The organism is Methylophaga frappieri, assembly GCF_000260965.1.
GTDB lineage: Bacteria > Pseudomonadota > Gammaproteobacteria > Nitrosococcales > Methylophagaceae > Methylophaga > Methylophaga frappieri.
Window position 1 is genome coordinate 1,465,682 of record NC_017856.1, and the last position, 20,926, is coordinate 1,486,607.

General features: G+C 47.4%; 20 protein-coding genes. 11 read left to right on the forward strand and 9 right to left on the reverse strand.

Annotated elements, in window-relative coordinates:
• Positions 1-13: 13 nt before the first annotated feature.
• Positions 14-2,539, reverse strand: coding sequence for a putative bifunctional diguanylate cyclase/phosphodiesterase (locus Q7C_RS06945; protein ID WP_014704018.1), 2,526 nt, complete (start codon positions 2,537-2,539; stop codon positions 14-16).
• 116 nt (positions 2,540-2,655) lie between these two features.
• Here Q7C_RS06945 and Q7C_RS06950 point away from each other — a divergent pair, with 116 nt between their 5' ends.
• Positions 2,656-3,567 (forward strand): TIGR01777 family oxidoreductase, encoded by a 912-nt coding sequence (locus Q7C_RS06950; protein WP_014704019.1) that lies wholly within the window; start codon positions 2,656-2,658, stop codon positions 3,565-3,567.
• Positions 3,568-3,576: 9 nt separating this feature from the next.
• Positions 3,577-4,590, forward strand: coding sequence for a ferrochelatase (gene hemH / locus Q7C_RS06955; protein ID WP_014704020.1), 1,014 nt, complete (start codon positions 3,577-3,579; stop codon positions 4,588-4,590).
• Position 4,591: 1 nt separating this feature from the next.
• Here the strand turns inward: hemH and Q7C_RS06960 are convergent, their stop codons facing one another.
• From Q7C_RS06960 to Q7C_RS06990, 7 genes are all read right to left on the reverse strand, one after another.
• Positions 4,592-5,080 carry a flagella synthesis protein FlgN gene (locus Q7C_RS06960; protein WP_014704021.1) on the reverse strand — a complete coding sequence of 163 codons (489 nt, stop codon included), beginning with the start codon at positions 5,078-5,080 and terminating at the stop codon, positions 4,592-4,594.
• A 14-nt stretch (positions 5,081-5,094) separates the two neighbouring features.
• A complete protein-coding gene (gene flgM, locus Q7C_RS06965) occupies positions 5,095-5,397 on the reverse strand; it encodes a flagellar biosynthesis anti-sigma factor FlgM (protein WP_014704022.1) in 303 nt (100 codons plus the stop codon).
• 68 nt (positions 5,398-5,465) lie between these two features.
• Positions 5,466-6,170 carry a flagellar basal body P-ring formation chaperone FlgA gene (gene flgA, locus Q7C_RS06970; protein ID WP_014704023.1) on the reverse strand — a complete coding sequence of 235 codons (705 nt, stop codon included), beginning with the start codon at positions 6,168-6,170 and terminating at the stop codon, positions 5,466-5,468.
• Positions 6,171-6,303: 133 nt separating this feature from the next.
• The gene (locus Q7C_RS06975; RefSeq protein WP_014704024.1) at positions 6,304-7,431 is read right to left on the reverse strand and encodes a DUF4340 domain-containing protein; all 1,128 of its coding nucleotides are present in this window, start codon (positions 7,429-7,431) and stop codon (positions 6,304-6,306) included.
• A gap of 6 nt (positions 7,432-7,437) precedes the next feature.
• Complete coding sequence (locus Q7C_RS06980; protein WP_238532294.1) at positions 7,438-9,369, reverse strand: Gldg family protein; 1,932 nt, start codon at positions 9,367-9,369, stop codon at positions 7,438-7,440.
• A gap of 7 nt (positions 9,370-9,376) precedes the next feature.
• On the reverse strand, positions 9,377-10,117 hold the full coding sequence (locus Q7C_RS06985; protein ID WP_014704026.1) for an ABC transporter permease: 741 nt from the start codon (positions 10,115-10,117) through the stop codon (positions 9,377-9,379).
• Entirely contained in the window at positions 10,117-11,064 is a 948-nt protein-coding gene (locus tag Q7C_RS06990; RefSeq protein ID WP_014704027.1) for an ATP-binding cassette domain-containing protein, read from the reverse strand. Before Q7C_RS06990 ends, Q7C_RS06985 begins: the two co-directional genes overlap by 1 nt.
• Before the next feature lie 198 nt (positions 11,065-11,262).
• Here Q7C_RS06990 and Q7C_RS06995 point away from each other — a divergent pair, with 198 nt between their 5' ends.
• Together Q7C_RS06995 and Q7C_RS07000 are read left to right on the forward strand one after the other, a co-directional pair.
• Positions 11,263-12,312, forward strand: coding sequence for a DUF2333 family protein (locus Q7C_RS06995; protein ID WP_014704028.1), 1,050 nt, complete (start codon positions 11,263-11,265; stop codon positions 12,310-12,312).
• Between the two features lie 74 nt (positions 12,313-12,386).
• Positions 12,387-13,463, forward strand: a complete 1,077-nt coding sequence (locus Q7C_RS07000; RefSeq protein WP_014704029.1) for a substrate-binding domain-containing protein — start codon at positions 12,387-12,389, stop codon at positions 13,461-13,463.
• A 15-nt stretch (positions 13,464-13,478) separates the two neighbouring features.
• On the opposite strand, the gene moaC is transcribed toward Q7C_RS07000, so the two are convergent.
• Positions 13,479-13,958, reverse strand: a complete 480-nt coding sequence (gene moaC, locus Q7C_RS07005; RefSeq protein ID WP_014704030.1) for a cyclic pyranopterin monophosphate synthase MoaC — start codon at positions 13,956-13,958, stop codon at positions 13,479-13,481.
• A 43-nt stretch (positions 13,959-14,001) separates the two neighbouring features.
• On the opposite strand from moaC, the gene Q7C_RS07010 reads away from it, so the two are divergent.
• From Q7C_RS07010 to Q7C_RS07040, 7 genes are all read left to right on the forward strand, one after another.
• Positions 14,002-14,229 carry a MoaD/ThiS family protein gene (locus Q7C_RS07010; RefSeq protein ID WP_014704031.1) on the forward strand — a complete coding sequence of 76 codons (228 nt, stop codon included), beginning with the start codon at positions 14,002-14,004 and terminating at the stop codon, positions 14,227-14,229.
• A gap of 1 nt (position 14,230) precedes the next feature.
• Positions 14,231-14,665: a molybdenum cofactor biosynthesis protein MoaE gene (locus Q7C_RS07015; protein WP_014704032.1), complete on the forward strand. Its 435-nt coding sequence runs from the start codon at positions 14,231-14,233 to the stop codon at positions 14,663-14,665.
• A 273-nt stretch (positions 14,666-14,938) separates the two neighbouring features.
• Positions 14,939-15,430, forward strand: a complete 492-nt coding sequence (locus Q7C_RS07020; protein ID WP_014704033.1) for a formate dehydrogenase subunit gamma — start codon at positions 14,939-14,941, stop codon at positions 15,428-15,430.
• Positions 15,430-16,977, forward strand: coding sequence for a formate dehydrogenase beta subunit (locus tag Q7C_RS07025; protein WP_014704034.1), 1,548 nt, complete (start codon positions 15,430-15,432; stop codon positions 16,975-16,977). The genes Q7C_RS07020 and Q7C_RS07025 overlap by 1 nt, the downstream gene beginning before the upstream one ends.
• 3 nt (positions 16,978-16,980) lie before the next feature.
• A complete protein-coding gene (gene fdhF, locus Q7C_RS07030) occupies positions 16,981-19,851 on the forward strand; it encodes a formate dehydrogenase subunit alpha (protein WP_014704035.1) in 2,871 nt (956 codons plus the stop codon).
• Complete coding sequence (gene fdhD, locus Q7C_RS07035) at positions 19,851-20,666, forward strand: formate dehydrogenase accessory sulfurtransferase FdhD (protein WP_014704036.1); 816 nt, start codon at positions 19,851-19,853, stop codon at positions 20,664-20,666. Before fdhF ends, fdhD begins: the two co-directional genes overlap by 1 nt.
• Positions 20,667-20,678: 12 nt before the next feature.
• Positions 20,679-20,921 carry a formate dehydrogenase subunit delta gene (locus tag Q7C_RS07040; RefSeq protein WP_014704037.1) on the forward strand — a complete coding sequence of 81 codons (243 nt, stop codon included), beginning with the start codon at positions 20,679-20,681 and terminating at the stop codon, positions 20,919-20,921.
• Positions 20,922-20,926 lie beyond the last annotated feature (5 nt).

Consider the following 20,926-nt stretch of genomic DNA (forward strand, 5'->3'; position numbering starts at 1 on the left):
TCATCAAGCTAATCTAGCATGTCTTGGTCGTCAGTAAGCTATCAATCGGCGCCGGTTTGCCTATATGGAAACCTTGAGCATAGTCGACGCCTATGCTTTCCAGGCTGTGCAGAACCTCAGCATTTTCAACAAATTCTGCAATTGTCTCTAATCCCATCACATGGCCAATCTCATTGATCGCCCGAACCATTTGCGCATCAATCGGATCGGTCAGCATATCGCGAACAAATAAACCATCGATTTTGATTGCACTGACCGGCAGATTTTTTAAATAAGCAAATGACGACAGACCACTGCCAAAATCATCCAGCGCAAAATGACACCCGACATTGCGCAGTACCTGAATAAATTGCTTTGCCTGATCAACATTGGCGATTGCCGCCGTTTCCGTAATTTCAAAACTGAGCATGGAGACCGGAAAAACGGCGTCATGCAAACGCTGGCTGATATGGGTCAACAAAGCCTGATTCCCCATTGATGAACCAGAAAGATTAATAGCTAATGTCTGATTAAAGGGCAGCGCCTGATGGTGGTGTGTTAACCAATCAATCACGGTATCAATCACCCAACGATCAATTTTATCGGCAAGGTTGTAACGTTCAGCAATAGGTAAAAAAACACCGGGCGAGATAATCTGATCTGTCTCATCGCGCATTCTCAATAACACTTCGTACTTGAGTGTATTTGCGTTGTCATGCAGGCCCTGAATTGGCTGGGTATAAAGCATCAGGCGCGATTCGCTTAAAGCGTGTTTAATTTTTTGAACCCACTGAAATTCACCCGATTGTTCAGCGAGCATTGCATCATCATTCTGAAACACATAGACACAATTTCGACCAAACTGCTTTGCCGCATTACAAGCGGACTCAGCCCGCTTCAGTGGATCCTTATCCGCGTTATTTGACGCCTCATCTTCAATCATCGCCACGCCAATACTGGCGGTGGTGGTTAATTCCTTTGACTGCCAAAAAAATGTAAAACTATCAATGCCATAACGTATTTCTTCAGCCACTGTTTTAGCATGTTCAAGATCACTACTTTCCATTAACAAGGCAAATTCATCGCCGCCTAGCCTTGCCAGGGTTTCTTGTGGCCCAATGAACTGACTTAAGTAACCAGATAACTGACTAAGCAGCGCATCTCCCGCAGTATGGCCTGCTGTTTCGTTAATGACCTTGAATAAATCTAGATCAAGGTAACAAAGCGCATGCTGATCTGTGTTCTGCAGGTTCAACGCCGTCAAGCGACGTTCAAACTCACTACGATTGATCAAACCTGTTAGCGGATCGTGTGTCGCCTGATGACTCAAGGCTTGTGCCAATGAGTGTGCCTCACTGACATCTTCCAGAATTGCCACGAAATGACTGATCTCCTGGTTCACTGAGCGAATCGGCGCAATATAAACCTTGGCCCAATACACGGGGCCATTGTGACGTCGACTGGAAAACTCACCCACCCATTGCCGTCCAGCCTGAATGGTTTGCCACAAGGACCGAATCCGGCCAGGGTTGCTAAACTGTACTTTAAATAATCGAGGTGTTTTACCAAGCGCTTCGGCCTGGCTATAACCAGTAATTTTTTCACAACGAGGATTCACATATTCAATGAAACCTTGCCGATCGGTAATAATAATGCCGTTCGGGCTCGCTTCTACTGCACGCGATAATTTTTGCAAATGCGCCTGTTTTTCAGAAAGTCGGGTATTCGCTTCGGTTAACGCCAAGGTACGTGCTTCAATCTGACTCTCGCGCTGGGCAACCTCCCACTGCAAATCGGCCAGCAATGCCTCGTGACTTTGTTGTAAACGAAAACTGTCGGTAATGTTCTGATTGGCGCGGCGTACCAGCGAAATCATAAAGAGATAGTATGCTGTCAGTCCGGCGACCAAAAACAAGGGTAAGCTACTGGCCTGTTGCTGACTGAAAACCTGATAGGCCGTGACCATAATCAACATTAATACCGGCGGTAGCGTGTAAGCGACAAAAGCGGTCAATGATGCGGCAAGTACGGGTACTGCCGCAGCCAGGACGGTACTGATTAAAATATAAAAAAGACTGCTTATCTGCGGATCGGTAGCAGCTAAATAAAACAGGCTTAGCGCTCCCCATGCCAGCCCAACAAAGAGTGTTGCCCACGTATATTGTCTTATCCAGCGGTGTACCGAAATCGACTCAGCCCCGCGCTGATAGCGCCACCACAAAACCAGTCTGATACCGGAAAAAAAACTGATTACACCGGCCCAGACTTGCAATAAGCCACTGAAATCATACTGCCCAAATACCAGTGCCATTAACCAGGCAACAGCAATGACAGTCAAATTGGCAAACGGCGCTTGCTGGGACAATAAAAATGCTTGCTGTCTGGGCAAGGCGGCCCCATCCATACTCGCTGTTTCCTCTAATTCTGATTTAATTAACGTGAAATCGGCCGAATGACCAACAGAATTACGTTTTGACTGCTGGTAAAAGAAAGATTTTTTTACCATGCTAATTTTAACGTAAATGCCCTGATTTTCAGTGATGCAAGCCGCAATTTTCACAAAAATTTCACCTCGTTGGACGGCTCATTATGATCATCTTCGAGTAGAGTAACTGCACAATTTTTTTACACACAAAGCGTTAATGTGATGTTTAGGGACAAAAAAGGAATCACATCATGGCTGTCATACTAATAACCGGTGGTACCGGCCTCATCGGTTCGGCATTAACTGAGGCCTGGCTGCAAAAGGATAATGACGTGCTCATACTCAGCCGTCACCGTGCTCGCCATCGTCACCGGTTTCCCGAGCGGGTAACGCTACTGCCCAATTTGCAGGCTATCCCTGCCCACCAGAAGATCGATATTGTCGTTAATCTGGCGGGGGCGCCTATTGCCTCACGCCGTTGGTCAGCAAAACGAAAACAACAACTTTATGAAAGTCGTATCACCTACACCCAGGAACTGGTTGCCTGGTTAAGCCAACGCACCACAAAACCCGATACCTTGATTAGTGGTTCTGCAGTTGGCTGGTACGGCGATCAAGGGGCCACCATTCTCGATGAACTTAGTTCAGCCAATACGGGGTTTACCCATACACTATGCGCAGACTGGGAACAGGCCGCTAACCGAGCAGTGGAATTCGGTATCCGCGTAGTTATCGTCCGAACCGGACTGGTGTTATCACCGCAAGGTGGTTTTTTAAGTCGCCTATTACCTGTGTTTCGACTCGGCCTCGGCGGCCGCGTTGGCGATGGCAAACAATTCATGCCATGGATTCACCTGACAGACATTTGTCATTTGATTTTATTTCTGGCCGATCAGCCCAATGCCCGTGGCGTCTTCAATGGCTCCGCGCCGCTGCCCGTCACCAATCAGGTATTTACCGACACCCTTAGCGCTATACTAAAAAAACCGGCCATATTGCCCATGCCTGCTTGCCTGTTAAAAGGCATGCTGGGTGAAATGGCTACCTTATTACTTGATAGTCAACGCGCCTTGCCTGAAAAAGCGCAAGCAAGCGGGTATCAGTTTCACTATACTGATCTGACAGCGGCGCTTGCCAATGTCGTCAAAAAAACTAAAAAGTAACGGAGAGATATGTCTGAACGTGCCATTTTATTGGCAAATCTGGGATCGCCGGATGCGCCTGATACGCCTGCCGTACGCCGCTATCTGAATCAGTTTTTAATGGATCCCTACGTGATCCAGTTACCTTGGATATTACGTCGGCTGATCGTGAGTCTACTGGTCTTGCCAACCCGCCCCAAAAGCTCAGCTGCCGCTTATCAAAGCATTTGGTGGCCTGCAGGATCGCCATTGATTGTGTTGTCAGAGCAATTGCGCGATGCGGTACAGGCCGAAGTTGCTATGCCCGTTCACTTGGCCATGCGTTATGGTAATCCCGCGATTGAATCGACCTTGCTGGAAATTGCTACCAATCCTGCCATCAAGGAAGTGGTTTATCTACCACTTTATCCGCATTACGCTGACAGCACCATTGCGACATCGATTGACGAAGCAGAACGCGTCATCGAAGAACATGATCTTGATTTAAAACTGATTATTCCAGCGCCATTTTATCAAGAGCCGGATTATATTGATGCCCTGTATCAACAAAGTCTGCCGTATCTCTCACAGCCCTATGATCATTTGATTTTTAGCTATCATGGTTTGCCAGAATCCCATATCACCGGCTCTGATCCTTCTGGCGCACACTGCCTCCAACGTCAGGATTGTTGCCAGCAACCACATCCAGCCCATGCGACATGCTACCGGCATCAAGTGATGGCAACCACGCAAGCCTTTGCCAAAAAGGCAGGACTGGCACAAACAGACTACACCGTTGCCTTCCAATCTCGCTTGGGCAGACAGGTATGGCTGGGACCCAATACTGAGGATATTCTCACCCAGTTGGCCAAAGAAGGGGCTCGGAATGTGATGGTAATGTGCCCCGCTTTTGTTACCGATTGTTTGGAGACATTGGAAGAAATCGCGATTCGGGGAAAAGAAGTGTTTGTGGAGGCGGGCGGCGAATCATTAACGCTGATTCCCTGCTTAAATGTTCACCCTGCCTGGGTATCCACTTTGGCAAAATGGCTCAGACAAGCTTGATTTAAACCCGACCAATAAGGGGTTGCCGTACCACGCCACTGGTATATTCCCCACCCGGTCCATAAGCGGATGCTTCAGGATCCCGACCACGCAAAATACTCATCGCACGCTGCAAATATTGCCGGTTTACGCTGACAATTCCGCCATTAATTTGGTTATTCTGCTGACATGCCTGCGCGGTTTGCTTTAACGATGCCAGCATTTTTTGTAACGTTTCCGCCTGCGCTGGTAGCTGATTGGCAATAAATGCCGCCATACCTTGCCGATCTGCCGGGAACCCGGCCTGTTTTAAAATCAGTTCCCGTTGTCTTCCAAGCGCCTCAAGTTGCCTGACCAGCGGTTGCTTTTGTTTAAGACAATGATTCAGTTTAGTTTCATCACGATCCATTAACGCCTGACGTTCAACTTGGAGTAAGTTGGCAAATTCATTGGCAATTTGGCTTTCAGACTTGAGTGTCGATTGCATTTGCTGTGCTGGCGTCATGGTCATGGCATTGTCTCGAATTAAAATTGACGCTCAAAATCAATCATATTTTGTGCCAGTTTTTCTGTATCGACTTGGTAATCCCCGTTATCTATTGCTTCACGAAGCGCGGCGATCCGTTGCTGATTTGTTTCCGGCATAGCAGCAATCGTTTTTTGCAAACTTTGTAACTGGCTAGCGGTATCGGTCAGACTAAACGTATCTGAACTCACTGCCCGCGCATCAACGGTCCCGCCAGATGACTTTTCCCCTGCCACACCAGTCCGTGACGGATTGCTGGTATTGGGCAAATTGCCGGGTTTGATATTGTTAATTTCTGACATAACTGTCTCCAATAAGGCTTAATGACCTTATCGGCCATTTCCCATAAAACTTAAATTAATTCCGAATTTCATAACGTCCCAACTCTGACCACACCGGCGGCATCGACGACGCCCTCAACGATGCGCTCGGAACGCGTATTTTTCACTCTGACCCGCTGGCCCATTTCAGCATCTGCCATCGCCTCCCCTTTTACGCGAACCTCCATATTGCCAACGGCAGACACCAGCGTAATTAATTGACCTTTCTGAACGAGATGCTGAGGTTTAAATTGACGTTTTGACAAGACAGCGCCCATTGCCAAAGGCGATTTTAATTGTTGGCCGATTAGAGATTGCATATCGGTGGAATAACCACTTCGCATGGTAAGAATGTTCTGATTTGCCAGTTTAACATCGTCAGCAGTCATGATGTGGTCTGCAGATAACGGCCGCGTTGTCACCGCAACGGCGCGCATGACTTCAATTGTAGCAGGAACGTAGACCGTCCATGCGACAGGCTGATGACATCGTACCCCCACGGTCAGCTTGCCGGAACGTAATTGGTCATTATTGGTAAAGGTTTCTAGATCACTGTCACAACGTTGCAAGCGTAAACGTTTATCAAGTGAGTCCACACTAACGACCGGATTATTCCAACGGCTCTGTGCATCATTTAATGCAAATAGATACGCCGCATGTTCAATCGCATTTAATTCATGCAAATCCGCTGCATTCACAGGCAATGTCAAAAACATGGCGTAGAGTGTCGCTGTGCAAAAAAACTGTTTAACCATCTAGGTAGCCTTACTAGATTTTAACCTCGGATCGGTTTACAGATTGTTCGCCCAATCCCCTAGTAAAACTGAAGCAAGATTTGTACCGGCTAAAAAGTTTTTGAGCTTATTCAGGGCACTCATTGATGAATAGTTACGGTAGTAACATACCTCTACCACTCATATCGGCGGGCATTGGTATCTGCTGACTCGACTCGGTCACAATATCAGCCCGAGCTCGCATCAAATTCGTACCCGTAAAACCACCAACGCGATACACCCAAGGGGCCAACGTTTCATTCAGTTTCGCGATTTCATTTTCAACATTGTCACGACTTTTTAAAAGATCCAATTCAGCGATAGCAGGGGGGACCTTATCCAAATAATGATCATCATATTCCGCGCGGAAAGTCGCATAATAAAAACCATCAATGAAAGAGGTCTGAGAGGTAACCTTAAGGCCATCATAGGTGATAAACGTTGCCTCGACGACTTCGGCACCTTGACGACTGAAACCATTGACAGGGATAACTTCTTCAAGTCTTAGCTGGTATAAAGAGCCAGCTATGTCGTAACCTAATTGCTCATATTTAAAAACGGTATTCTTGCCCGATTCAGGTGTACCAAACTTGTCTTTTTCTCCCAGGTTAACAAGTGTGGCAGTTGAGCCATCTGGCTGAATAATGTCTACGCGAGCAATACGTTCTCGACCAATACTCATTATTTCACCGTCAATCCAGTTCAGCATAAGAGGACTGATTTGTAGATAACCTTCCGCCAGCCAACTTTGCGCTTCGCCACTGCGGCGGACAAACGTTTGACGAGGTCCTGCCTGTGCTGTAATGGCACGTGTTTCACCTAAAATCAGGCCGGCAAGCATCTCATCGTCATCATATAACTTAACTTCCAGTGCATCACCACCAGCTTCATTCGTCACCAGACCAAGAAATCCATGCTGTTTTTCGTTTGCGGTTTTTTCCTCAATAACAACCGCTTCAGATATATCGATGAGCATACGCTTCACAAGATCAAAGTCAGCTGGGTAATTAAAATAATCTGCAACAACCCAGTCTTCCTCGCCAACCTGCTTCAGCGTAAAGTTGCCATCGACACTGTCAAATGTCAGCGTGTCAACCTTAGTCAGTTGTGAAAATAAGGTGGGGTAAAGTAAGTTGTAATCATCTGATTCTGTATCCGCACGATAAATCGTAACGAACATTACCAAAACCATCATCGCCGTTAAAATTGCTAAAACTGTCAGATTGTTAATTTTTTTCAGCATGTTATGTTAAGAACCTGTTTTATTTACGTTAAAGCGGCCATGTGTCCGTTTTCGCAGCCTTAACCAGCCGGTAATTAAAGCTAAAATTCCGACTAATATTGGCACTACCCCAATATTCACAAATTTAACAACGGCTTCTAACGCATCCAAATCCTGGCGCAAATTGCCCTTCACTGTTCGTAACTCTGCTTCTGTACGCTCAGCTAACAGGCGCGCTTCGTTGATTTCTTTTTGTTGCTCAGCGGTCAAAATTTGTTCACCCGTGCCTGAGCGCTGAACCTGCATACGGGCGATTTTTTGTTCCGTATCTTGAAGTCGCTGTTCAAGCTCACGTTCTGTTGCGCGATATCTTCGTTCAGCTTCACGTTCAATCTCGTTCACTAAGATAAAAGGCCTTGAAAAACCTGCACGTGACCGAACACTGATTAACCCATCTGTGCCAGTTAAGTCCTCAATAGCGTTGTAAACAAAGTCAAGATTGTTGGAAGTGTTAAATGCTAAATCTTGCCCATAAAAATCTTGAACCTGAACCCAAAACTGGTCATCAATCATATCCACGTCAGCTACAGCAATAATATCTATAGGCTCATTTGCCATATCAAGATGATCGGGCATTTTTTGTAGGTCGCCCATATTGTTTTTTGCCCCATCTGGAAAGGCCGTTTTCACGTCACCAGTCACACGAACAGCCAATGGGTATTGCTTAGTTCCTGCTTCATACCTTGTCAGCAACCCAACAGGATCATTACGAAACTGCACAACCCGCTTATCTACCAGCATTGCTTCATCACTCGATGAAACCAAGGGGGTCATCTGGGTGGTTGCGCCATCTAGTTGTTTAAAAAAACCACTGGTAGCCACATTTATACGTTTCAAACGAGAAGTGATCTTCTCAGACATATTTAAAGAACCGTCATTGAGACCTAACCAAAGCACATAATCAATTGGCTCATTTCCCGTCCGCGCTCCGAAATCAACTTTACGTGCAAACTTGCGATCAGCGACCACAAATTGACCATCACGTTCAAAGCCCCAGGCATTAAACAACTCCGGCATATTAGAACCCCGTTGCGCTGTCAGAGCTGCCATCGGGTTTTCTGGATCTTTTTCAGGTACATCGACTTCTGCGAAAGGATCAACAAAGGTGATGAGTTTTCCACCAGAGAGAACATATTGATCAATCGCATACAGTGTCGAGTCTGTTAAGGATTTGGGGTGAATGACCATCAACACATCAAGCGAGGTTGGAATACGACGAATATCGTCAGGCAGCATGGAGACATCAAACATCATGCGTAACTGATCCATAACCGGCCAAGGCTTACTGCCAGCATCACTGATCACCTCGCCTTTGAGTGGATCATATTGTTCACCATCTAAGCTTAGCGAACTCAGAACCCCGATATTTTTGCGTTGTACATCGGACAGTTGAAAAATTAAACGTGTCAGATCATATTCCAGCGTATCTTCCTTTTCAGGCTGAAAGAAACGAATGATTTCGAGTCCATTTAAAAGGTTCGTACCCGCGAGACCAAAATATAAAGGATCTTCTTCGCCCTCGATTGGAATTGACTGCAGTCCATATTGATCGGCGCGATGTTCATCATTGGAGTAAGGCACTGGATCAATTATTTTCAGACGGATCATACCGCCAGAAGCGCGTTGATATTCACGTAATAACTCTTGAACACGCTGACCATAGCTCTTCACCGCTGGCAACGCCTGTGCAACCCGCTCCGCATAGTACAAGCGCAGCGTAATTGGTTCCTGTAATCCGGACAAAATATTCTGTGTGCCCTCGGAAAGGGTATAAAGCTTATCTTCGGTCAAATCGACACGAAATGAACGTAAGTTTTCATTCACGACGATAATGAATGAAACGAATAAAACCACCGCTAATGCAAGCCCGGTTTTTGACAACACACTTTTATTCATCATCTTGTTCCTAATCGGCCTTACGGACATTGATGATAAGCGCGTTGGCAAACAACCAAATTGCAATTAATGCCACAAAATACAGGATGTCACGTAGATCAATTACCCCCTTAGAAATTGCATCAAAATGCGTCAGGAAACTAAAAGAACTAATTACGTTGACTAATGTTTGTGGTGCCCAGCTGCTAAAAAAATCCAGCACGATACCGAACCCTGCCAACACGAAAATCAAACTCACAATTAAACTGATTACAAAAGCAATAACCTGGTTTTTGGTAATGGACGAAATAGACGCACCAATCGCGAGAAAACCACCCGCCATTAATAAACTCCCAATAAATCCAGTAAAGATGACCCCGTTATCCGGGTTACCCAAAACATTAACCGTAACCCAAAGCGGAAAGTTCAGCAGTAAAGCCAGCCCTGTGAACGCCCATGCTGCTAAAAATTTACCAATAACTGCCTCAAAAACAGACACAGGCAGCGTCATTAATAATTCGATTGAGCCACTTTTTCGCTCCTCAGCCCAAAGCCGCATTGATATTGCCGGGATAAGCAAAATGTAGAGCCAAGGGTGCATGGAAAAAAACGGATATAAGTCTGCTTCACCTCTTTCAAAAAGATTGCCAACATAAAAGGTCGAAAAGCCAGCTAACAACAAGAAAATAATGATGAATACATAGGCTACCGGGGTGGCAAAATAGCCATTAAATTCGCGTTTCATAATGAACCAAATATTGCGTATGTTCATTAATTTATCTCCATCGATGCCCGAGTTGTAATCTGACGAAACACTTCATCTAAACGGCCACTTTCACTATAAAGCGACACAATATCCCACCCTTTTTCACGAATTTTTTCTGATAATGGCAGCGTTATTTGCTGATGATTTAAAGGAAAAACTCGAAGCGTCAAATCACCAAGGACTTCATAGCTGTCGACAAAAGGGAGAGCAGTGACAAAGTCGGTTAGCGCTGTGGTATGCGTACCGCTGATGGTCATGACGACGGCATTGTGATAACGGGACAATGACTCTAGTTCGTGTGGGGTACCATCAAACTCAATTTTGCCTCGCGAAATGAGCACATTTCGAGTACACAAAGCATGCACCTCTTCCAGAATATGCGTTGAAATAATGATGGCTTTATCATGCGCCATTTCGTTAATCAACGTTCGCACTTCATGCTTTTGATTAGGATCAAGCCCATCAGTGGGTTCATCCATGATCAAGATTGGTGGATTATGAAGAATTGCTTGTGCTAGGCCTACTCGGCGTTTGTACCCTTTTGAAAGTGTTTCAATCGGCTGAAACATCACCTCAACAACACGCGCTCGCTCAGCCGCAACAGCGACAGCATCCCGTTTTGCCTTACCTGAAAAACCGCGAATATCGGCAATAAAACTCAAAAAACTGGCTGGCGTCATATCAGCATAAGCGGGTGCACCTTCAGGCAAATAGCCAATGCTCGCTTTAGCTGGAATCGATGCTTGCTGAACATCATGACCACAAACGCTAACACGGCCTCTTGTCGGTGATAAAAAACCGGTAATCATTTTCATGGTGGTCGATTTACCAGCCCCATTCGGTCCAAGGAAGCCAAGCACCTCGCCTCGAGAGAGATTAAGATTGATGCCATCGACAGCTCTAATTTCGCCAAAATGCTTCACTAAATCTGCAATTTCTATCGCTTGCGTCATCTTGTCAGCATCCCCTGTTTTTCATACTGTTAGTCTTCAAGTGCGCCATTATTCAGACACAGACCAACAATAGTCAAGAATAATTCCCAGCATTTTTTAGGAATTATTACCCGATTCGCCCATGCGCCCAATTCAATTTGTCATCGTCATTTATAAAAGATTAAGCTAATAAACCAGTTTTGAAACTAGAGATTCGACATGGCTGATTCGTTATTTTTAAACGCTATTCGTCAACAAACCGCGGCTTTGTGGGCACGCATCCGTCAGAGTCGTTTGAGCCTTTTTCTTAGTTTGGTCTTGGCAATGCTGCTCGGTATTTTCCTAGTATTGATGATCTGGTGGAGTATGCCACCCGCGGCTTTCTCACCAACCGACATTGCCCATCAACAAGCTGAGAGACAAGCTCAGGATATTGTGACCGGCTCGATAAGCACGGCAACCGTGATTCATTTGGCGGAAACCTTACTGGAAAAGCCCGGTGGCTATTTAAGTAATGATGTCATGCCACCCTCGGTGTGGATGGATAATATGCCTAACTGGGAGTTTGGTGTGCTCGTTCAGGTCCGTGATTACACTAGAGCACTGAGAAATGATCTGAGCCGTTCCCAATCGCAATCGGCTGAAGACAAAGATTTGGTTATTGCAGAGCCACAGTTTAATTTTGACTCGGAGTCCTGGTTATTTCCCCCAACAGAAGTCGAATACCGTGAAGCGATCGATGCCTTAAAACGCTATCACGCTCGCTTGAGCGATCCGCAGGCATCCGCGCAGTTTTATGCCCGCGCCGATAATTTAGTTGCCTGGCTGGCTATTGCAGAAAAACGCTTAGGCAGCTTATCTCAAAGGCTATCTGCCAGTGTCGGACAGGTTCGAATCAACACGGATCTGGCCGGTGACCCCGCTGCGCATCAGTCCACTGCCAATGCCTCGCAACAAATTACCAAAACGCCCTGGACCGAACTTGATGATAATTTTTTTGAAGCACGGGGTAGCGTTTGGGCGCTGATTCATTTGCTTAAAGCCGCGGATAGTGATTTTGCCGATGTCTTAGCCAAAAAAAATGCCCGCGTCAGTTTGCAGCAAATCATCCGCGAATTAGAGGCCACCCAAAAAACGTTGTGGACGCCAATCATTTTAAATGGCAGTGGTTTTGGCATGTTTGCCAATCATTCTTTAGTCATGGCGTCATATATTTCCCGTGCCAATGCGGCCATGATTGATTTGCGTCGACTCCTTGAACAGGGTTAATTCGTCACGATGCCAAGCCCTGATGTGGGAAATCTGAAAAAACACATCAGGGCAAATTGTGCTTAAATCGGCTGATGGAATTTACAATTGATTTTCACTGGCAGCTCAGTCATGGCAACCGCAAAAAAGCCATTGATCCGGTTTTGATTGCGTTATTAAAAAGTATTGAAGAATCTGGCTCATTGCAGGCCGCCGCGAAACAAGCGCAAATTTCTTACCGTTATGCCTGGGGCTTGATGGAAAAATGGCAAACCGAGCTGAGCCTGCCGCTGATTGAAAAACACCGTGGCCGTGGCACCGCGCTGGCGCCTGCCGGCCAATACTTTTTACGGGCTCATCAACAGCTACAGGCACGGTTGATGCCGCAATTAAGCAACCAGGCCACGCAACTTCGCCAACAACTTCAGCAGCTTCAAGCGGCGCAGCAAAACCTACGACTGACCTTATTTGCCAGTCATGGTTTGGTTGTCAATGCGCTGCGCGATAGATTAAATGAACTGGCTATCCCGATTGATCTGCACTTTCATGGCAGTCTGGAAAATCTGGAAGCATTAAAAACGGGGAATTGTGATGGCGCCGGTTTTCATATTCCCATCGGCCCTCTCGGCCAGCAGTTGACCCCTGACTACCTGGCATTATTAGATCCAAACAAAATTCAACTCATTTACCTGGTTCGCCGTCAACAAGGATTGATTGTCCAAGCAGGTAATCCCAAGTCGATTCGCACTTTGTCTGATTTAGCCCGTGCCGATGTGCACTTTATCAACCGCCAACAAGGTTCTGCTACGCGTTTTTTATTGGATCAATTACTCAGGCAACAGGCCATTAACAGCCAACAAATTCAAGGCTATAGCCATGAAGAATTTACGCACATGGCTATCGCAGCGATTGTGGCTAGTGGTGTTGCCGATTGTGGTTTTGGGCTGGCCGCCGTGGCCCGCAAATTTTCGTTAGACTTTTTGCCTTTGGTTGAAGAACATTACTGTCTTGCGTTACCGGCCGATCGCTTGCAGGAAGCCCCTTTTCAGGAATTAATTAGAATTTTGCAATTACCCGAATGGCAGCGTTCTTTGGCGGATCTGGCAGGGTATGATCTTCGCCTGTCTGGACAACCGGTTAGTTATAGCGATATTTTTCAATCATCCAGCTGAGTCTTTAGCCACGCTTTAGCATTCACGCTGCCAATTGCCGGATTGACCGCCAGACTTGGTTTCCAAACGAATATCTGTCATCTGCATGCCACGATCTACCGCCTTGCACATATCGTAAATCGTCAGCAAGGCAACCTGCACCGCCGTCAATGCCTCCATTTCAACTCCTGTCTGACCTGTCGTGCCGACTGTTGCCTGGCAGATCACGGCGGTATGCGCGGTATCAATCTCAAAGTTTACCGAAACTTTGCTTAACGCAAGTGGGTGACATAAAGGAATCAAATCCGCTGTTTTTTTTGCTGCCATGATACCCGCCACCCGAGCAATTCCAAGCACATCCCCTTTTTTATGGCCACCTTGGGTTATCAGGGTCAATGTTGCCGGTAACATGCTAATACGACCACTTGCCACAGCCTGACGCTGGGTAACCGCTCTCATCCCAACATCCACCATATGCGCATCGCCAGATTGATTAAAATGCGTTAATTCAGCCATTGTCGATGTTATCCTGTGTTTATTTGAGTGCAACCATAACCCGATGACCATTCAAGTCAAATTTTTTGCCAGCTTGCGAGAGCAACTCGATATCAGTGAAATCACTATACCGGCAGTTGAGACGGTTTCCGAAGCATGGGATAACGCTACAAACAACGCCAGCAAACCTGCCAACCTGCTCGTTGCCGTTAATCTTGACTACGCCACGCTAAACAGTCCCGTTAAAGATGGCGATGAAGTCGCTTTTTTTCCGCCGGTCACCGGAGGCTAAAATGAGCGTACACCTGCTTGAGCAGGGTTTTCAGCCCTACCAATGGTTAAGCGAATTTGAAACACAACTGCCGTCAGGACAGCATGGGGCATCCGCCAGTTTCATCGGCACCATGCGCGATTTTAACGATAATGAATCTATTCAACACATGACACTGGAACATTATCCGGCGATGACGCAACGCTACCTTGAGCAATTAGAGCAGCGCGCCGAACAACAATGGCCACTCAATGCCTGCCTTATTGTCCACCGGTTTGGTGATATCCACATTGGCGATAGCATTGTCCTAATTGGCTGTTGGTCAGCCCATCGCCGTGCCGCTTTAGATGCCTGTGCCTGGTTGATTGAAGAATTAAAATTTAACGCACCATTCTGGAAAAAAGAATATCGTCAGCACGGGACTGTCTGGGTTAGCGAAAACACCTCCGGCAATTAAATTCACCAGCGCCACGCCTGTAGCAGCATAAACAAACCTTTCTCAGAATAATTCTTCTCTAAATCAAATTGTCACGTTAATCCGCTAGTTTCGAAACTTAGTTGATTGATTTCTTTCTAAAAAGGAAGAGATAAGAAGATCGAGGGTTGGCCTTTATTAAAGGGAGAAATAGGAAATAAATATCCTATTTTTAACTGCCTGACAATCTGCTAAGTTCAAGTTGTCAATAATAAAACAAAAATATATGCACAAGAATGCATATTGGAGAGAGAGATGTCAGTAACCGTATCCTGGCAGCGTGATCACATCAGAGCCGTGATCCGTCTGCATAAAGACAAACCGGGTGCGTTATTGCCGGTGTTACATGCTATTCAGCATGAAATCGGCTATATCCCGGACAACGTTGTACCTTTAATCGCTGAGGAAATGCGCCTTACCCGCGCAGAAATTCACGGCGTTATTAGCTTTTACCATCATTTTCGTAGCCATCCTACCGGACGTCATGTTGTCGAAATTTGTCGCGCCGAAGCCTGTCAGGCAACGGGATGTCGGCAACTTGAACAACACGCAAAAAACACACTCGGCATTGATTTTGAACAAACAACCCCCTGCGGTAGCGTCACTCTGGAGCCAGTGTATTGTCTCGGAAATTGCGCAACAGGCCCATCAATTCGCATTGGCAATCAAATCTACGGACGTGTCACGTCTGATCGCTTCGATGCCTTGATGGATACTTGCCGGGACTCGATGCAGGAGGCTGGCTGATGGCGACTCGGATTTTTGTGCCGCGCGACACAACCGCACTGTCTCTGGGGGCAGATCAAATTGCAGCGGGTATTCAAACTGAAGCTATCAGACGCGGTTTGGAAATTGAACTGGTTCGTAATGGTTCGCGGGGCCTGTTTTGGCTGGAACCCCTGATTGAAGTTGAAACTTCAAATGGTCGGATTGGTTTTGGGCCAGTTACTGAACGTGATGTGGTCAGCTTGTTTGATCATGATTTCCAATCAGGCAATACAAGCCATCCTCTCTGTGTCGGTGAAGTTGAAGCCATCCCCTACTTGAAAAATCAACAACGTCTGACGTTTGCCCGCAGTGGTATCACTGATCCGGTCTCACTAGAAGACTATTGTCAGTATGACGGTTTTCGTGGCTTGCAAAATGCCTTGCATCTCTCTGGTCAACAAATTGTTGATGAAGTCAAAACCTCCGGTCTACGTGGTCGTGGCGGTGCTGCGTTTCCAACGGGGATTAAATGGCAAACTGTGCTCGATACGCCAGACCCACAAAAATACATCGTCTGTAATGCTGATGAAGGCGACTCAGGCACCTTTGCTGACAGACTAGTAATGGAATGCGATCCCTTCATGTTGATTGAGGGCATGACAATCGCTGGTTTGGCGGTGGGCGCCAATCAAGGCTATATCTATCTGCGTTCTGAATACCCGGTTGCCCACGACATATTGAATCAAGCCTTGGCGACGGCATATGAAAATAGCTACCTCGGCGACAATATCCTCGGCAGCGGTAAAGCATTTCATTTAGAAGTCCGACTGGGTGCGGGCGCTTATATTTGTGGTGAAGAAACCTCTTTATTGGAGAGTCTCGAAGGTAAGCGTGGACTTGTCCGTGCCAAACCACCACTACCCGCCATTGTTGGTTTATTTGGCAAGCCGACTGTGGTGAATAACGTGCTCTCGCTCGCCGCGATTCCTTATATTCTCGATAAAGGCGGTCAGGCTTATGCTGACTTCGGCGTTGGCCGATCTCGTGGCACGATGCCTGTACAACTGGCCGGTAATGTTAAACGCGGCGGTCTGGTGGAACTGGCCTTTGGCATGCCACTGAATCAATTGATGAATGAGTTTGGTGGTGGTACGGCCTCGGGTCGCCCGTTGAAAGCCGTGCAAGTTGGTGGTCCGCTTGGTGCTTATTTACCAGAAAGTCAGTGGGACACGTTGATCGATTACGAAGAGTTTTCTTCCGAACAAGCGGTATTAGGCCATGGTGGTGTAGTGATGTTCGATGATACCGCCAACATGGGAGAGCAAGCCCGATTCGCCATGGAATTTTGCAAGTTTGAGTCTTGTGGCAAGTGTACCCCCTGCCGAATCGGCTCAACCCGCGGCGTTGAAGTTATCGATCGTATTCGGGCCAGTGAAGCGGCTGACAATAATTGGGCATTGCTGGAAGATCTCTGCGAAACCATGGTCGATGGGTCGTTATGTGCCATGGGCAGTATGACGCCAATCCCAGTGCAGAGTGTGATGAAATTTTTCCCCGACGAACTGCGCCATGGGCGTCAGGAGTAAGTCATGAGAGTAGAAACATATAATCCAAACAAAGATTATGGCACCCCGCCAAGTCTGTCAGAAGAACTGATTACCGTAGAAATCGATGGCGTGGAAATCACGGTACCAGAAGGTACCTCCGTCATGCGGGCTGCAGCATTAGCAGATATCAATATTCCTAAACTTTGTGCCACAGATAATCTGGAATCTTTTGGCTCCTGTCGCCTGTGTGCCGTACAAATTGAAGGCAAACGGGGTTATCCCGCCTCCTGCACCACAACCGTTGAAGCAGGCATGAAAGTCACCACGCAGAACCAGAAGCTCGGCAAACTGCGGCGGAATATCATGGAATTGTATATCTCCGATCATCCGCTGGACTGTTTAACCTGCCCCGCCAATGGCAACTGCGAATTGCAGGACATGGCCGGTGCCGTTGGTCTACGCGACGTGCGATATGGTTATGCTGGTGAAAATCATCTGGAAAGTGCCAAAGATCTCAGCAACCCTTATTTCGACTTTGACCCAAGCAAATGTATCGTTTGCTCGCGTTGTGTTCGGGCCTGCGAAGAGGTACAAGGCACTTTCGCCCTGACTATCGATGGCCGAGGCTTTGCCTCCGTCGTCTCACCCAGTCAGCATGAAGACTTCATGGATTCTGAATGCGTCTCTTGTGGTGCCTGTGTGCAAGCCTGTCCGACCTCAACACTCATGGAAAAAAGTGTCGTTGAAATGGGCCAACCTGAACACAGCGTGGTGACTACCTGTGCTTATTGCGGTGTTGGCTGCTCATTTAAAGCAGAAATGAAAGGCAACGAAGTGGTTCGAATGGTGCCGTATAAAGGTGGCGATGCCAACCACGGTCATTCCTGTGTTAAAGGCCGGTTTGCCTTTGGTTACGCCACACATCAAGATCGCATTAAATCACCCATGATTCGCGATGCGATTACTGACGCGTGGCGGGAAGTCAGCTGGGAAGACGCGATTGCCTTTGCTGCAGACAAACTGAAACAGATCCAGCAAAAATACGGTCGCAACAGTATCGGTGGCATTACCTCTTCACGTTGTACCAATGAAGAAACCTATCTGGTTCAGAAACTGGTTCGCGCCGCGTTTGGCAACAACAATACCGATACTTGTGCCCGTGTTTGTCATTCACCTACCGGCTATGGTCTGAAAGCAACGATGGGGGAATCCGCCGGCACCCAGAATTTTGACTCAGTGATGAAAGCTGATGTCGTGCTGGTCATTGGTGCGAATCCGACTGATGCGCATCCAGTGTTTGGCTCCATGATGCGCCGCCGTCTGCGCGAAGGTGCAGAGCTTATCGTGGCCGATCCAAGACATATTGATTTGCTGGATACGCCGCACCTGAAATCGGGCCAGCACTTACCATTACGTCCCGGCACAAACGTTGCGCTGGTGAATGCCTTGGCACATGTTGTGGTTACTGAAGGGCTGGAAGATATGGCCTTCGTCGAAAAACGCTGTGATATGGAAAGCTACCATAGCTGGCGTGACTTTATTCAGGATCCCAGACATTCACCAGAAGCCGTTGAGGCGATTACCGGCGTTGCGGCGGAAAAACTGCGTATTGCCGCGCGTACTTATGCAAACGCACCTAATGCCGCGATTTATTACGGGCTTGGCGTGACCGAGCATAGTCAAGGCTCAACCATGGTGATGGGTATTGCCAACCTCGCTATGGCAACCGGTAATATTGGCCGTGAAGGCGTTGGCGTTAATCCGCTACGTGGTCAAAACAATGTGCAAGGCTCTTGTGATATGGGCTCGTTCCCGCATGAATTACCGGGTTATCAGCACGTGAGTAATGATGAATCCCGGCAGCGGTTTGAGTCGGTTTGGGGCGTGTCAATTGATAACGAACCGGGGCTGCGTATTCCCAATATGTTTGATGCGGCGATTTCCGGTGAATTCAAAGCACTCTATGTTCAAGGTGAAGATATTGCACAATCAGATCCGGGTACCCAGCATGTTGAAAGTGCCTTGAAATCATTAGAGTGCCTGATTGTGCAGGATCTGTTTTTGAATGAAACCGCTAAATTTGCCCATGTTTTATTGCCGGGTTCTTCATTCCTTGAAAAAGATGGCACCTTTACCAATGCTGAAAGACGTATCAACCGGGTGCGCAAAGTGATGCCAGCTCTCGCTGGTAAAGAAGACTGGCAAGTCACTATGGATTTATCGAACGCGCTTGGCTACCCGATGCATTACAACCATCCGTCCGAGATCATGGATGAAATCGCTGCGCTCACGCCGACGTTTACTGGCGTTAACTACAAACGGCTGGATGAGCTTGGCAGTATTCAATGGCCTTGTAATGATGACCATCCGATTGGTACGCCGACCATGCATGAAGTGGACTTCCCGATTGGTAAAGGTCAATTTAGTGTTACCGAATATGTGGCGACTGATGAGCGCACTAACAGCCGCTTCCCGTTGCTATTAACAACGGGACGGATTTTGTCGCAGTACAATGTAGGCGCACAAACGCGTCGCACTCAAAACCAAATGTGGCATGACGAAGATCGGCTGGATCTACACCCACATGATGCTGAAGTGCGTGGTATCAAAGAAAATGACTGGGTAGGTATTACCAGCCGTGCTGGACAAACTGTGCTGCGGGCACGCATTTCAGAAGATGTGTTACCCGGTGTGGTCTATACCACTTTCCACCATCCCGGCAGCGGCGCAAATGTGATCACAACGGATAACTCTGACTGGGCAACCAATTGTCCAGAATATAAAGTGACCGCAGTGCAAGTTGAGCGCGTTAGCCAGCCGTCGGAATGGCAACGTAACTTTAAAGCCTTTGAATCCATGCAACTTGGCTTATTGGAAGCGGCCAAGGAAGATTCGGTCACGGGACGAAATTAATGTCAGATGACATGCCAACAACGCAATCCAGTGCGGTCGAAGTCATCGACAGCCGCACCCATCAGTCCCATTTTGGGCATGATGACGTGGCGGTCGAGGTGCCGGTCGCATTGCGTTATAACTGCATTTCACATGCAGTCATGATGGCCTCACCCGTTGATTTGGAAGACTTTGCCATTGGTTTTAGCTTAACGGAAGAAATCGTCAGTCAGCGTGACCATATTTACTCCGTGCATGTGACGCCGGGACCGGATGGGGCGACCATCCGAATGCAAATTGCCGATGACGATTTTGACGCCCTCAAATCACGACGACGCAACATGATTGGCCGGACAGGGTGTGGACTTTGCGGCACGGAAACCTTGCAACAAGCCATTCGGCCGATCCCTTCTGTGTTGGCGCCAACCGTCAGTCATGTTGCCGTTGATCGAGCATTAAATGCCATTCGTAAGGCCCAGCCTATCAATCATCTGACTGGTGCCACGCATGCTGCGGCATGGTGCACACTTGCCGGCGAGATTGTGCTCGTTCGTGAAGATGTGGGCCGTCATAATGCGCTTGATAAATTAATTGGCGCCCTGTCTGGCATGACAGTTGATCGTCAGCAAGGCTTTGTTTTGGTAACCAGTCGGGCCAGTTATGAAATGGTGCAAAAAACCTGTATGGCTGGTATTGGCTGTCTGGTTGCGATTTCTGCCCCCACCAGCTTGGCTATCGAGCAAGCCCGTCAAGCCGGCTTAAAGCTGATTGGCTTTGCCCGGGCCAATAAACAAGTTATCTATCATGACCCCGCTCAACTGAGGCGGGCCATCTGACAAAGGGACACCATGAGTCACGACACACACGACCAGACCGGTATTTTGATCAAAATGGTCAATCAAATCGCAGCCAATCTCAGCGCCTACCCACATGATGAAGCTGCCAGCCGTATTGCCCAGCATTTAACCAAATTCTGGGCACCCAAAATGCGTCAAGATCTGTTTGCTGCAGCAAATAATGGCGCCAGCCTATCCCCCGTTGTTTACGACGCGATTGCCCAAATGCAGAATCAAACCGCCCACTCAGCTTAATACCG